Source organism: Methylophaga thalassica MP (genome assembly GCF_000214595.1).
In the GTDB taxonomy this organism is placed as follows: domain Bacteria; phylum Pseudomonadota; class Gammaproteobacteria; order Nitrosococcales; family Methylophagaceae; genus Methylophaga; species Methylophaga thalassica.
Map to the genome: position 1 here is coordinate 795,555 of NZ_AFIG01000001.1, position 14,357 is coordinate 809,911.

10 protein-coding genes and 4 tRNA genes are annotated in these 14,357 nt (G+C 44.4%); 13 read left to right on the forward strand and 1 reads right to left on the reverse strand.

Annotated elements, in window-relative coordinates:
- Positions 1-2 precede the first annotated feature (2 nt).
- Positions 3-545, reverse strand: coding sequence for an ATP-dependent protease subunit HslV (gene hslV, locus MAMP_RS03745; RefSeq protein ID WP_007144658.1), 543 nt, complete (start codon positions 543-545; stop codon positions 3-5).
- A gap of 191 nt (positions 546-736) precedes the next feature.
- Between hslV and MAMP_RS03750 the strand changes: the two genes are divergently transcribed.
- The 13 genes from MAMP_RS03750 to rpoC all read left to right on the forward strand — a co-directional run bounded on the left by MAMP_RS03750 (position 737) and on the right by rpoC (position 14,229).
- Positions 737-821 (forward strand) — tRNA-Tyr (locus tag MAMP_RS03750).
- A 24-nt stretch (positions 822-845) separates the two neighbouring features.
- Positions 846-919, forward strand: a tRNA-Gly gene (locus MAMP_RS03755).
- Positions 920-940: 21 nt separating this feature from the next.
- Positions 941-1,016: transfer RNA gene (locus MAMP_RS03760), tRNA-Thr, on the forward strand.
- Positions 1,017-1,093: 77 nt separating this feature from the next.
- Positions 1,094-2,284, forward strand: a complete 1,191-nt coding sequence (gene tuf, locus MAMP_RS03765) for an elongation factor Tu (RefSeq protein WP_007144659.1) — start codon at positions 1,094-1,096, stop codon at positions 2,282-2,284.
- A 59-nt stretch (positions 2,285-2,343) separates the two neighbouring features.
- Positions 2,344-2,419 (forward strand) — tRNA-Trp (locus MAMP_RS03770).
- A 36-nt stretch (positions 2,420-2,455) separates the two neighbouring features.
- The gene (secE, locus tag MAMP_RS03775; RefSeq protein WP_007144660.1) at positions 2,456-2,794 is read left to right on the forward strand and encodes a preprotein translocase subunit SecE; all 339 of its coding nucleotides are present in this window, start codon (positions 2,456-2,458) and stop codon (positions 2,792-2,794) included.
- Between the two features lie 13 nt (positions 2,795-2,807).
- A complete protein-coding gene (gene nusG, locus MAMP_RS03780) occupies positions 2,808-3,341 on the forward strand; it encodes a transcription termination/antitermination protein NusG (protein WP_007144661.1) in 534 nt (177 codons plus the stop codon).
- Positions 3,342-3,421: 80 nt separating this feature from the next.
- A complete protein-coding gene (gene rplK / locus MAMP_RS03785) occupies positions 3,422-3,856 on the forward strand; it encodes a 50S ribosomal protein L11 (protein ID WP_007144662.1) in 435 nt (144 codons plus the stop codon).
- Positions 3,856-4,548 (forward strand): 50S ribosomal protein L1, encoded by a 693-nt coding sequence (gene rplA, locus MAMP_RS03790; protein ID WP_007144663.1) that lies wholly within the window; start codon positions 3,856-3,858, stop codon positions 4,546-4,548. The genes rplK and rplA overlap by 1 nt, the downstream gene beginning before the upstream one ends.
- Positions 4,549-4,759: 211 nt before the next feature.
- Entirely contained in the window at positions 4,760-5,287 is a 528-nt protein-coding gene (gene rplJ, locus MAMP_RS03795) for a 50S ribosomal protein L10 (protein WP_007144664.1), read from the forward strand.
- A 58-nt stretch (positions 5,288-5,345) separates the two neighbouring features.
- Positions 5,346-5,717: a 50S ribosomal protein L7/L12 gene (gene rplL / locus MAMP_RS03800; protein WP_007144665.1), complete on the forward strand. Its 372-nt coding sequence runs from the start codon at positions 5,346-5,348 to the stop codon at positions 5,715-5,717.
- A gap of 172 nt (positions 5,718-5,889) precedes the next feature.
- Complete coding sequence (gene rpoB / locus MAMP_RS03805; RefSeq protein ID WP_007144666.1) at positions 5,890-9,966, forward strand: DNA-directed RNA polymerase subunit beta; 4,077 nt, start codon at positions 5,890-5,892, stop codon at positions 9,964-9,966.
- A 63-nt stretch (positions 9,967-10,029) separates the two neighbouring features.
- Positions 10,030-14,229 (forward strand): DNA-directed RNA polymerase subunit beta', encoded by a 4,200-nt coding sequence (gene rpoC / locus MAMP_RS03810; protein WP_007144667.1) that lies wholly within the window; start codon positions 10,030-10,032, stop codon positions 14,227-14,229.
- The last annotated feature ends 128 nt before the right edge of the window (positions 14,230-14,357 follow it).

Consider the following 14,357-nt stretch of genomic DNA (forward strand, 5'->3'; position numbering starts at 1 on the left):
TATCAGTTTGAGTCCAGAGTTTCGATTGTAAGGTTGTGATTGGTATAGATGCAGATGTCAGCGGCAATATTCAAGCCTTTTTCCACAATTTCTCTGGCGCTGAGAGCCGTATTTTGTAACAAAGCGGTTGCTGCGGCCTGAGCAAAAGGGCCACCAGAGCCAATAGCAATAAGGCCATGCTCTGGTTCAATGACGTCACCATTACCAGAAATAATTAGGGAAGCTTCTCTATCTGCAACAGCAAGTAAGGCTTCAAGTCGACGCATCATTCTGTCTGTGCGCCAATCTTTGGCAAGTTCAAGCGCACTGCGCGTCAGATTGCCCTGATGCTTTTCTAATTTTGCTTCAAACCGTTCAAATAGTGTGAAAGCATCCGCTGTGCCACCGGCGAAACCAGCAATGACTTTACCGTGATATAACCGTCGGACTTTGCGCGCATTACCTTTCATTATTGTGTTGCCAAGACTGACTTGCCCATCACCACCAATGACGACCTGACCGTCACGGCGATACGAAAGGATGGTCGTACCGCGGTACTGCTCCATAAATGTCTCCTGTTTTGTAAAAATTAATACAGATTTATATCGGCTAATAATATACTATTACGGCTTTCATACTTCAGTTAATCACACTACAGATTTAGCCAAGCTAATCACTCAGACCTCAGCTAATCGAGAATTACTGATTTAAGTGTTGACATTAGTGTGAGTTTTACGGAAAATGCCACGTCTTTAGTGGAGGGGTTCCCGAGCGGCCAAAGGGATCAGACTGTAAATCTGACGGTTCTACCTTCGAAGGTTCGAATCCTTCCCCCTCCACCATTAAATAAACAAGATGACTGAATTGCGGGTGTAGTTCAATGGTAGAACTCCAGCCTTCCAAGCTGATCACGTGGGTTCGATTCCCATCACCCGCTCCATTTTTGATTGGAAGAATTTAGGCCCGCATAGCTCAGTCGGTAGAGCGCATCCATGGTAAGGATGAGGTCATCAGTTCGATTCTGATTGCGGGCTCCACAATTTGTCTTAGGCAGGGGGTTCCTGCCTGTTTTGATTTTTTGGCTCAATAAAATTTAGTGCCGGGGATACTACTCATGTCTAAAGCAAAATTTGAACGTTCTAAACCCCACGTCAACGTGGGCACCATAGGTCACGTTGACCATGGTAAAACTACGCTGACAGCGGCGATCACCAAAGTGTTGGGTGAATTAAGTGGTGGTGAATTCAAAGATTACGCGGATATTGATAACGCACCAGAAGAAAGAGAACGTGGTATCACAATCTCAACCGCTCACGTGGAATACGAAACAGCCAACCGTCACTACGCACACGTAGACTGCCCAGGCCATGCTGACTATGTTAAAAACATGATCACCGGTGCGGCACAAATGGACGGCGCGATTCTGGTTGTAAACGCAGCTGACGGTCCGATGCCACAAACACGTGAACACATTTTGTTATCACGTCAGGTTGGTGTACCTTACATCATCGTTTACCTGAACAAAGCTGACATGGTTGACGACGAAGAACTGATTGAATTGGTAGAAATGGAAGTGCGTGAGTTGTTAGACAGCTATGACTTCCCAGGTGATGACACCCCAATCATCGTTGGTTCAGCACTGAAAGCGTTAGAAGGCGACACAAGTGAAATTGGTGCACCATCAATCATTCGTTTAGCTGAAGCAATGGATACCTACTTCCCAGAACCAGAACGTGCAATTGACGGTGCGTTTTTGATGCCGATTGAAGACGTATTCTCAATCTCAGGTCGTGGTACGGTTGTTACTGGTCGTGTTGAACGCGGTATTGTTAAAGTGGGTGACGAATTAGAAATCGTTGGTATCAAAGACACCCAAAAAACCACCTGTACTGGTGTTGAAATGTTCCGCAAGCTGTTAGATCAAGGTCAAGCAGGCGACAACGTAGGTGTTCTATTACGTGGTACAAAACGTGAAGACGTCGACCGTGGTCAAGTACTGGCACACCCAGGCACAATCAAACCACACACACGTTTTGAAGCAGAAGTATATGTGCTGTCAAAAGATGAAGGTGGTCGTCACACGCCATTCTTCAATGGTTACCGTCCACAGTTCTACTTCCGTACAACTGACGTGACAGGCGCATGTGAATTACCATCAGGTGTAGAAATGGTTATGCCTGGTGATAACGTTAAGATGGACGTAACTTTAATTGCACCGATTGCGATGGAAGAAGGGTTACGTTTTGCTATTCGTGAAGGCGGCCGCACTGTTGGTGCCGGTGTCGTTAGTAAAATAGTCGAATAGTATAAGGATGCCACGATGCTGAGTGCATAGGCACTCAGCAATTTTTGAGAGCATATGATAGGCCAGTAGCTCAATTGGCAGAGCGACGGTCTCCAAAACCGTAGGTTGGGGGTTCGATTCCCTCCTGGCCTGCCATCATATGTTTTCCTCAAAGCGGATATAACGAATAAAATGGCAGACAATATTAAACTAATTATCGCAGTTGTCTTAATGGCGGCTGCGATTACTTTGTTTTATACATACGCAGAGTATTCAACATTGTTACGCGTGTTAGGCTTGTTAGTAGTTGCAGGTGTATCATTGTTTATCGCTTCAAAAACAACTATCGGTTCAACAGTTTTATCTTATGTTAGAGATACCAATGTTGAAGTAAGAAAAGTTGTATGGCCTACGCGTCAAGAAACAGTCCAAACGACTTTGGTCGTTATCTTAATGGTGATGATGGTCGCATTGATGCTATGGGGCGTTGATTCGTTATTAGGTTGGGGCGTCCGCGCTCTGACACTATAAAACAGGGTTTCAAATGAGTAAACGTTGGTATGTAATTCAGGCTTATTCAGGCTTTGAAGCACAAGTAAAACGATCTCTTGAAGAGCGTATTAATCGCCTTGAGCTGCAAGATAAGTTCGGTGAAATCCTCGTTCCGACTGAAGAAGTCGTTGAGATGAAAGAAGGTCAAAAGCGGAAGAGTGAACGTAAATTCTTCCCTGGTTATGTTCTCGTCAACATGGAAATGGATGACGAAACATGGCATGTGGTGAATGATCTACCACGTGTACTTCGCTTTATTGGTGGCACAGGCGACAGGCCGGCGCCAATTAGTGAAGCAGAAGCTAATCAAATCTTACAACGCGTTCAAGATGGTGCTGAAAGTCCAAGACCTAAAGTCTTGTTTGAACCCGGTGAAGTGGTTCGTGTTACTGATGGCCCATTCAACGACTTTACAGGCGTTGTTGAAGAAGTGAATTACGAGAAAAGTAAATTGTGTGTTGAGGTGGTTATTTTCGGACGTTCAACACCAGTGGAATTAGAATTTAGCCAGGTAGCTAAAGGCTAAGTTCGACAAAGGTCAACCCTAATTGCGTTGACTATATTTAGCGGGGAGCTGAAAAGCGTTTGTACCCATAAGGAGAAATCATGGCAAAGAAAATTGAAGCTTACATCAAGCTACAAGTGCCAGCAGGCGGAGCGAATCCAAGCCCACCAGTTGGTCCAGCGTTAGGTCAGAAAGGCGTGAACATCATGGAGTTCTGTAAAGCCTTCAACGCGCAAACACAAAATCTGGAAAACGGCCTGCCAATCCCGGTCGTGATCACTGTTTATAATGATAAAAGTTTTACTTTTATCACTAAAACACCTCCTGCTTCAGTTCTGTTGAAAAAAGCAGCTGGTTTGAAAAGCGGCAGCAGCCGTCCAAATACTGACAAAGTCGGTACAGTGACTCGCGCTCAATTAGAAGAAATTGCAAATACTAAAATGCCTGACTTGTCAGCTGCTGACTTAGACGCTGCTGTAAGAACAATTGCAGGTACTGCACGTAGCATGGGTCTGAACACGGAGGGTGTTGAGTAATGGCTGCTTTAGGTAAAAGAACTCGCGCTATCCGCGAAAAATTAAAAAATGGCAAAGTATTCTCAATTGATGATGCTTTAACATTCGTCAAAGAAAACGCTTCAGCAAAATTTGTTGAATCAATCGATGTTTCAATTAACTTAGGTGTTGACCCACGTAAATCTGACCAGGTTGTACGTAGTTCAACAGTCTTACCTAACGGTACTGGTAAAACGGTTCGCGTTGCAGTGTTTGCACAAGGCGCGAATGCAGATGCAGCAAAAGAAGCCGGTGCTGATATCGTTGGTTTTGAAGATCTGGCTGAAGACATCAAAAAAGGCAATATGGATTTTGATGTCGTTATTGCATCACCTGATGCTATGCGTATCGTTGGTACACTTGGTCAGGTTTTAGGTCCACGTGGTCTGATGCCTAACCCTAAAGTGGGTACTGTGACACCGAATGTTGCTGAAGCAGTAAAAAATGCAAAAGCGGGTCAGGTTCGTTACCGTACTGATAAAGCTGGTATCATCCATTGCCCAATTGGTAATGCGAGCTTTGATACAGACGCATTACGTCAAAACTTACAAGCGTTGATTGATGACCTGAATAAGCTTAAACCAAGCTCAGCAAAAGGTGTTTATATCAAACGTATCAGTGTCTCTAGCACAATGGGTGCTGGTGTCACTGTAGACAAATCTTTCTTAGGATAGATTAAAAATTTGGACCGCTCAGCCTTATGGCTGAGTCGTCTAAGACCGCAGGTAAGAAATTTTAATTGGCTCATTAACTATGAGCGAGCCTGCGCAGACGGGTTCAGCTGCAGAATCTCTGACGTTGAATACCGTAAAGGTGGGAGTGTTATCACTCTCTTTTTTAGCAACTATTCATTCATGAAAATGAATGAACCTAAGGAGGTCTTAGGTGGCTTTAAATCTTGAAGGTAAAAAGGCCGTCGTTGCTGAGGTCGCTGAAGTTGCTGCCAATGCTTATTCTGCAATTGCTGCAGAATATCGTGGATTGACAGTTTCTGAAATGACCGAGCTACGTGTTGCAGCTCGTAAACAAAATGTTTACTTGCGTGTAGTTCGTAACACATTAGCTCGCCGTGCTGTAGAAGGTACTGATTTCGCCTGCATGCAGGAAGGAATGACAGGTCCTCTGATTCTTGGCTTCTCTATGGAAGATCCAGGTGCAGTAGCACGGGTCATGGGTGATTTTGCGAAAGATAAAAAACAACTCGAAGTCAAAATGGTTTCTCTGGGTGGAAAATTATTCCCTGCCAGCGAACTTGAAAGACTGGCGAAGATGCCAACCAAAGAACAAGCTATCAGCATGTTCATGGGCACCATCAAAGCCCCTATCGAGAAATTTGTTCGTACTTTGCAAGCACCTACCAGCAAGATGGTTCGTACGTTCGCGGCTGTTCGCGATGCGAAAGACGCAGCTTAATCCACTATTGGATTGGGCAAGTTAATAAATTCTGTAAGCTTGAAATAGGAAAATTATCATGGCTGTATCTAAAGACGATATTTTGGAAGCGATTTCCAATATGACAGTTGTAGAGATCGTTGATCTGATCGAAGCAATGGAAGAAAAATTTGGTGTAACTGCTGCTGCTCCAGTTGCGGCTGTTGCTGCTGCTCCAGCTGCTGCGGCTGCTGAAGAGCAAAGCGAATTCAACGTTGTAATGACTAGCTTCGGTGACAACAAAGTTGCTGTAATCAAAGTTATTCGTGGCATTACAGGTCTTGGCTTGAAAGAAGCTAAAGACATGGTTGAAGGCGTACCTGCTACAGTTAAAGAAGGCGTTGAAAAAGCTGAAGCTGAAGACGTTGTTAAACAACTTACTGAAGCTGGTGCGACTGCTGAACTTAAGTAAGCGTCTCATATATCGCAATGGTCATCTGACCACTGCGAAAAAGAAAATGGCTGGTGACTTTGGTCACCGGCCTTTTTCCGTTGCTGGTCAGTGCATATTACTGACCATTAAGAAAACAATCTTTCCTGAAGTCCACAAGCGTGAACTCAGGACGTTCTTCGAGGTGTAATAAATGGCCTATACGTTTACCGAGAAAAAACGGATTCGTAAAGATTTTGGCAAGCGTCCAAGTGTCTTGAAAGTTCCAAACCTTCTAGCTACCCAGGTGAATTCCTATCAGGATTTCCTGCAGATGGGCGTCGCTGCAGATGAGCGCGGAGCAAAAGGGTTACATGCCGCTTTTGAATCTGTGTTCCCTATCAAGAGCCATACAGGCATGGCAGAGCTACAATATGTCAGCTATCGTTTAGGCACTCCATCTTTTGACGTCAAAGAATGTCAATTGCGCGGTGTAACCTATGCCGCACCTTTGAGAGTAAAAATGCGTCTTGTCATTTATGACAAAGATGCCCCTGCAAAATCAAAAGTTGTCAAAGACATTAAAGAGCAGGAAGTCTATATGGGAGAGATCCCGTTAATGACAGAAAAAGGTAACTTTGTCATTAACGGTACAGAGCGCGTTATCGTGTCGCAACTACACCGTTCACCTGGTGTGTTCTTCGACAGCGATCGAGGTAAAACACACTCTTCCGGTAAAATCTTATTTAACGCACGCGTTATTCCCTATCGTGGTTCATGGCTCGACTTCGAGTTTGATCCTAAAGATGCTGTTTTCGTGCGTATTGACCGTCGCCGTAAATTACCCGCGACCGTTCTATTAAGAGCCCTGGGATATAACAACCAGGAAATTCTGGAGATTTTCTTCAGTACAGATAGTTTCGTCAGAAAAGGCGATAACTTCGAAATGAAACTCGAACCACAACGTTTGAGGGGCCAATCAGTGCCTTTCGAAATTGTTGATACTGATGGTGAAGTTATTGTCGAAGCTGAGCGTCAAATTACTGGACGTCATATTCGTCGTATGGAGAAGTCAGATATTTCTTCACTAACGGTTCCTTCGTCTTATCTTGTTGGTAAAGTGATTGCCAAAGATATGATTGATCCTGAAACGGGTGAATTACTTGCTTCTGCCAATGATGAAATCACTGAAGATCTGTTAGAAGCTTTGGCTCGTTTTGATATCAATGAAATCGAAACTATCTACGCAAACGACCTCGATGATGGTCCGTTTATGTCAGATACTATGCGTCTGGATGAAACTCGCTCGCCATTAGAAGCGAAAGTTGAAATCTACCGCATGATGCGTCCTGGTGAACCACCTACAGAAGACGCTGCTGAGAATTTATTCACCAGCCTATTCTTCACACTGGATCGCTATGATCTTTCTAACGTCGGTCGCATGAAGTTCAACCGTCGCCTTGGTCGTGAAGAGATGGAAGGTGAAGGTACGCTGTCAAAAGAAGACATCCTGGATGTCTTGAAAGAGTTAATCGCTATCCGTAACGGTAATGGTGTCGTTGATGATATCGATCACTTAGGCAACCGTCGTGTACGTAGCGTAGGTGAGATGGCCGAAAACCAATTCCGTGTTGGTCTGGTTCGTGTTGAGCGTGCTGTACGTGAACGCTTGAGTATTGCTGAGTCAGAAGGCTTAATGCCACAACAGCTGATTAATGCAAAACCTGTTGCTGCAGCAATTAAAGAGTTCTTTGGCTCAAGCCAGCTTTCACAGTTTATGGATCAAAACAATCCATTATCTGAAGTGACTCACAAACGCCGTGTATCTGCTTTAGGCCCAGGTGGTCTGACTCGTGAACGCGCTGGCTTTGAGGTGCGTGACGTACATCCGACACATTATGGTCGTGTATGTCCAATCGAGACACCTGAGGGTCCAAACATCGGTTTGATTAACTCTCTTGCTACCTATGCACGTACTAACGAATATGGCTTCATCGAAACGCCATACCGTAAAGTGATTGATGGTAAAGCGACCGATGAAATTGTTTACCTATCAGCTATTGACGAAGGCGAATATAAAATCGCTCAGGCAACCATTGCACTGAATGAAGATAATTCAATTGCAGAGAACATGGTTCACTGTCGTTACCGCAATGAGTCATCACTGACGCCATCTGAACAAGTACAATTGATGGACGTATCGCCTCGTCAGGTAGTATCTGTCGCTGCTTCGTTGATTCCATTCCTTGAGCATGATGACGCGAACCGTGCTTTGATGGGCTCGAACATGCAACGTCAGGCTGTTCCTACACTACGTGCAGATAAACCATTAGTTGGTACAGGTATCGAACGTGTTGTAGCACAAGACTCAGGCGTGATGGTCACAGCAAAACGTGGTGGTATCGTGGATTCAGTTGATGCCAGCCGTATCGTTATCCGTGTTAATGATGATGAAACTGAAGGTTCAGAATCAGGCGTCGATATTTATAACCTGATTAAATATGCACGTTCTAACCAAAGTACCTGTATTAACCAACGCCCTATTGTGAAACCGGGTGATGTGGTAGGTGCTGGTGATGTTCTTGCTGATGGTCCATCTACAGATAAAGGTGAGTTAGCACTGGGACAAAATATCCTGGTCGCATTCATGCCTTGGAATGGTTATAACTTCGAGGATTCAATCCTTGTTTCTGAGCGTGTGGTTGAAGAAGATCGCTTCACAACTATTCATATTCAGGAACTGAACTGCTTAGCGCGTGATACCAAACTGGGTACGGAAGAAATCACTAGTGATATTCCGAACGTCAGTGAAAGTGCCCTGGCAAAACTGGATGAGTCTGGCATTGTCTATGTGGGTGCCGAAGTCAAACCTGGCGACATTTTGGTTGGTAAAGTCACGCCAAAAGGTGAAACGCAATTAACACCAGAAGAAAAACTGTTAAGAGCGATCTTTGGTGAAAAAGCGGCTGATGTTAAAGATTCGTCTTTACGTGTTCCATCTGGCACATACGGTACGGTTATTGACGTTCAAGTCTTCACACGTGATGGTGTAGAAAAAGATGAACGTACACGTGAAATTGAGAAAGCGGAACTTGAGAAAGTTTGGGCTGACTTAAAAGATCAGAACCGTATTATGGTTGAAGACGTATTTGAGCGTCTGGAACGTGCTTTGGTTGGCAAAGTTGCTGAAGGTGGTCCAAACTTGAAAGCGGGTACTAAACTGACTAAAGAATATTTAGACGGTTTGGAGCATGCTAAGTGGTTTGATTTACGTATGGAGTCAGAAGACCTCAATACGCAACTTGAACATGCTAATGCTCATCTGAAACAGTACCGTCAGGAAATGGAAGATGCTTTTGAACTGAAGAAAGAGAAATTGACTTCAGGTCATGATTTAGCGCCAGGCGTTCAACGTATGGTTAAAGTCTTCTTAGCTGTTAAACGTCGTATCCAGCCAGGTGATAAAATGGCGGGTCGTCATGGTAACAAAGGTGTTATCTCTAACATCGTACCTGTTGAAGATATGCCATACACAGAAGATGGTCGTCCAGTAGACATCGTGTTGAACCCACTGGGTGTACCTTCACGTATGAATATCGGTCAGATTCTTGAGGTGCATTTAGGCTGGGCTGCTCGTGGACTGGGCTACCGTATTGAAGAAATGTTAGAACAGCAAAAAGGTATTGCTGAGCTGCGAGGTTTCTTGGATAAGGTCTACAACACAAGCGGGACCAAAGAAGATCTTGACTCATTAACCGACGATGAAATTATTGAGTTAGCGAAAAACCTCAAAGGTGGTGTGCCGATGGCAACACCCGTATTTGATGGTGCTGACGAAGAAGAAATCAAAAACATGCTGGAACTGGCTGGTCTGCCACGTAGTGGTCAGGCAAGACTGATTGACGGTAGAACAGGTGATTTCTTCCACCGTCCAGTGACGATTGGTTACATGCACATGCTGAAACTGAATCACTTGGTTGATGACAAAATGCATGCTCGTTCTACTGGCCCATACAGCTTGGTTACACAACAACCGCTGGGTGGTAAAGCACAGTTCGGTGGTCAACGTTTCGGTGAGATGGAGGTCTGGGCACTACAAGCTTATGGTGCTGCTTACACCTTGCAAGAAATGTTAACTGTGAAGTCAGATGATGTTAACGGTCGTACTAAGATTTATAAAAACATCGTTGATGGTGATTATCGAATGGACGCAGGTATGCCTGAGTCATTCAAAGTATTAACCCGTGAGATTCGCTCACTTGGTATCGATGTCGACTTGGTCGATGAATAAGACATACCGGGTTGTTACAGATAATCAAGATATTAGCCGTCTAACGGCAGCGGAGAATGAAAGATGAAAGACTTGCTTAATTTGTTAAAGCAACAAACTCAGCCAGAAGAATTTGACGCCATTCGCATCGGCCTTGCCTCACCTAAAATGGTGAGGTCATGGTCATTTGGCGAAGTCAAAAAACCAGAAACCATCAACTACCGTACTTTTAAACCGGAACGTGAAGGTTTGTTTTGCTGCAAAATTTTTGGTCCAGTAAAAGACTACGAATGCTTATGCGGTAAATACAAACGTTTAAAACACCGTGGTGTTATTTGTGAAAAATGTGGCGTTGAGGTGACTGTCGCCAAAGTACGTCGTGAGCGCATGGGCCACATTGAGTTAGCTAGCCCGGTTGCACATATCTGGTTCCTGAAATCATTACCATCACGTATTTCATTATTTTTGGATATGACACTGCGTGATATTGAACGTGTATTGTATTTCGAAGCGTTCATCGTCGTCGATCCTGGTATGACGCCTCTAGAAAAAGGTCAATTGCTGTCTGATGAGACCTTCCTGCAGGCAGTTGAAGAATACGGTGATGAATTTGATGCGCGTATGGGTGCGGAAGCTGTACAGCAGTTATTGCGCAACATTAACGTCGCCAAAGAAATTGAAACTATCCGTGAAGAAATTGATGGCACTAACTCAGAAACAAAAATCAAAAAACTGAGCAAACGCCTGAAACTGATGGAAGCATTTCATGAGTCGGGTAACAAACCAGAATGGATGGTGATGGAAGTGCTTCCAGTACTACCACCTGATCTGCGTCCTCTAGTTCCTCTTGATGGTGGTCGATTTGCGACATCGGATCTAAATGATTTATATCGTCGTGTCATCAACCGTAATAATCGTCTGAAACGTTTATTAGATTTGAACGCACCTGACATTATCGTTCGTAATGAAAAACGTATGCTGCAAGAGTCAGTAGACGCATTACTAGATAACGGTCGCCGTGGACGTGCTATCACAGGCACAAACCGCATGCCATTGAAATCTCTGGCAGACATGATTAAAGGTAAGCAGGGTCGTTTCCGTCAGAACTTGTTAGGCAAGCGTGTTGACTATTCAGGCCGTTCAGTTATCGTGGTTGGCCCATATCTGAAATTACATCAGTGTGGTCTGCCTAAGAAAATGGCATTGGAATTATTCAAACCATTTATTTACGGCAAGCTTGAACGTGCAGGTCTGGCGACAACGATCAAAGCTGCTAAGAAAATGGTAGAACGCGAAGGACCTGAAGTTTGGGATATCCTGGAAGATGTAATTCGTGAACATCCAGTCATGCTTAACCGTGCACCGACCTTGCATAGATTAGGTATTCAAGCGTTTGAACCATTACTTATTGAAGGTAAGGCGATTCAGCTTCACCCATTAGTTTGTAGTGCGTTCAATGCTGACTTTGACGGTGACCAAATGGCGGTTCACGTGCCATTATCGTTAGAAGCACAGTTAGAAGCACGTTCACTGATGATGGCTACCAACAATATTCTGTCTCCAGCTAACGGTGAGCCAGTCATCATTCCATCTCAGGACGTGGTATTGGGTCTTTATTATATGACTCGCGACCGTGTGAACGAGAAAGGTGAAGGCAGTGTTTTTGCGGACCTTTCAGAATTGCGTCGTGCTTACGATAACAGAGTCGTTTCGCTGCATGCGAAAGTAATGGTTCGTCTGGAAGAAACTGATATTACTTTGCCTGAACCTGAGCAAACTCGTCGCATTCGTGTAGAAACAACAGTCGGTCGTGCGATTCTATTCAGCATCGTGCCAAAAGGTCTGCCGTTCTCAGTTGTTGATCGTGCGATGACGAAAAAAGCGATTGGTGATCTTATTAATACTTGCTACCGTCGTTTAGGTCTTAAAGATACTGTTATCTTTGCTGATCAGTTGATGTACCTTGGCTTCACTCAGGCAACACAGTCTGGTGCATCTGTTGGTGCAGACGATATGGTTATCCCTGTCGAAAAAGCATCAATCCTTGCGAAGGCTGAAGCAGAAGTTGAAGAAATTGCATCTCAATATGCCTCTGGTTTAGTAACTGATGGTGAACGTTACAACAAGATTATCGATATCTGGTCACGCACTAATGACCAAGTTGCAAAAGCGATGATGGACGGTATTGGTAAAGATACAGTTACCGATGCCGAAGGTAATTCAGTTGAACAAGTCTCAATGAACTCCATTTATATGATGGCTGATTCCGGTGCTCGTGGTTCTGCAGCGCAGATTCGTCAGCTTGCTGGTATGCGTGGTCTGATGGCTAAACCAGATGGTTCAATCATCGAGACACCTATCACGGCGAACTTCCGTGAAGGTCTGGACGTTTTGCAGTACTTTATTTCGACTCACGGTGCTCGTAAAGGTTTGGCCGATACAGCATTGAAAACAGCTAACTCAGGTTATTTGACACGCCGTTTAGTGGATGTTTCTCAAGACTTGGTTGTTGTTGAAGAAGATTGCGGCACAACATTAGGTTTAAACATGTCACCTATCATTGAGGGTGGTGATGTTGTTGAACCACTTGGTGAACGTGTACTTGGACGTGTTGTAGCACAAGACCTGAAATCATCTGATGGTGAGCGTCTTGTACTCGCTGCTGGTGAAATGATTGATGAAGCAGCGGTCAATAAACTTGAAAGCGAAGGTATTGACGAAGTTATGGTACGTAGTGCGATTACTTGTGAATCTCGCTATGGTGTCTGTGCATCGTGTTATGGACGTGACTTAGGTCGTGGCCATCAAATCAACGTTGGTGAAGCGGTAGGTGTTATCGCTGCACAGTCAATCGGTGAACCTGGTACACAGTTAACGATGCGTACCTTCCACATCGGTGGTGCGGCATCAAGAACAGCTGCTGATAACTCTGTTGCCTTAAAATACAAAGGTAATATCCGTTATCACAACATTAAATATGTTCAAAACTCTGCCGGTAAGTTTATTGCCGTATCACGTTCAGGTGAATTACACCTGATTGATGAAAACGGTCGTGAGCGTGAGCGCTATAAGATCCCTTATGGTGCTGAAATGACAGTAGCTGACAATGAAGCTGTAGATGCAGGTCAAATCGTGGCTAACTGGGATCCGCATACGCATCCGGTTGTAACTGAGGTGGCGGGTGTTGTTCAGCTAAGTGATCTGGTTGAAGGTGTGACAGTTGATAAAACTGTCGACGAAGTGACAGGTCTGACGAGCTTCATTGTTCGTGAACCTAAACAACGTAGCAGTTCAGCAAAAGACATGCGTCCTATGGTTCGCCTTACAGATGCAAATGGTAGCGATGTATTTATTCCAGGGACAGATATTCCTGCAATGTACTTCCTGCCAGGTGGTGCGATTGTTCGCGTTAGTGATGGACAAGAAGTTGAAATCGGTGACATCGTTGCACGTATTCCTCAGGAAAGTAGTAAAACTCGTGATATTACGGGTGGTCTGCCACGTGTTGCTGACCTGTTCGAAGCACGTAAACCAAAAGATCCTGCTTTGATGGCAGAAATCAGCGGTACAGTCAGCTTTGGTAAAGAAACAAAAGGTAAACAACGTCTGATCATCACGCCTAAAGAAGGCGAACCGTATGAAGAGTTAATTCCAAAATGGCGTCATATCTCTGTGTTTGAAGGTGAACACATTGAGAAAGGTGAGATGTTAGTAGATGGGCCAGAAGACCCACATGATATCTTGCGCTTGAAAGGTGTCTTAGCATTAGCTAACTATATGGTGAGCGAGGTACAGGAAGTTTACCGTCTTCAAGGCGTCAAAATTAACGATAAGCATATTGAAGTGATTGTGCGTCAGATGCTGCGTAAAGTTGAAATTGATGCCGTCGGTGATAGTAAATTCCTGAAAGGCGAGCAAGTTGAATACGATCGCGTACTTGATGCTAATGATGAACTGCGTGCTAAAGAGAAAGTTGAATGTACGTTTACACCGCTGCTGTTAGGTATTACAAAAGCCTCATTGGCAACGGAGTCATTCATTTCAGCAGCATCGTTCCAGGAAACTACACGCGTGCTGACGGATGCCGCTGTGACAGGTAAGAGTGATAACTTACGTGGCTTGAAAGAGAACGTTATTGTTGGTCGTCTGATTCCTGCTGGTACTGGTCTTGCTTATCATAAAGAGCGCCAGCGTCGTCGTCAGGAAGCATTAGGTGAGTCACCAGTGACTAAATCATCAGCAGTAACTGAAGATAAAGACGAAGAAATCAAAGAGGTTTCATAAAGGTGTTGACGTAAGGCATCTTACGTTATAAAATTCGTCTTCTTTGTCGGGCACTCAGAAATCGAGTGCCCGCTTTTTAATGGATGGTAATGCGAGAACAATAGTATCGCAGGATACCATCGATAGAT

Bases quoted from the DNA above. Each gene is read 5' to 3' on its own strand.
- hslV (WP_007144658.1), bottom strand. From the start codon at position 545: ATGGAGCAGTACCGCGGTACGACCATCCTTTCGTATCGCCGTGACGGT.
- tuf (WP_007144659.1), top strand. From the start codon at position 1,094: ATGTCTAAAGCAAAATTTGAACGTTCTAAACCCCACGTCAACGTGGGC.
- secE (WP_007144660.1), top strand. From the start codon at position 2,456: ATGGCAGACAATATTAAACTAATTATCGCAGTTGTCTTAATGGCGGCT.
- nusG (WP_007144661.1), top strand. From the start codon at position 2,808: ATGAGTAAACGTTGGTATGTAATTCAGGCTTATTCAGGCTTTGAAGCA.
- rplK (WP_007144662.1), top strand. From the start codon at position 3,422: ATGGCAAAGAAAATTGAAGCTTACATCAAGCTACAAGTGCCAGCAGGC.
- rplA (WP_007144663.1), top strand. From the start codon at position 3,856: ATGGCTGCTTTAGGTAAAAGAACTCGCGCTATCCGCGAAAAATTAAAA.
- rplL (WP_007144665.1), top strand. From the start codon at position 5,346: ATGGCTGTATCTAAAGACGATATTTTGGAAGCGATTTCCAATATGACA.
- rpoB (WP_007144666.1), top strand. From the start codon at position 5,890: ATGGCCTATACGTTTACCGAGAAAAAACGGATTCGTAAAGATTTTGGC.
- rpoC (WP_007144667.1), top strand. From the start codon at position 10,030: ATGAAAGACTTGCTTAATTTGTTAAAGCAACAAACTCAGCCAGAAGAA.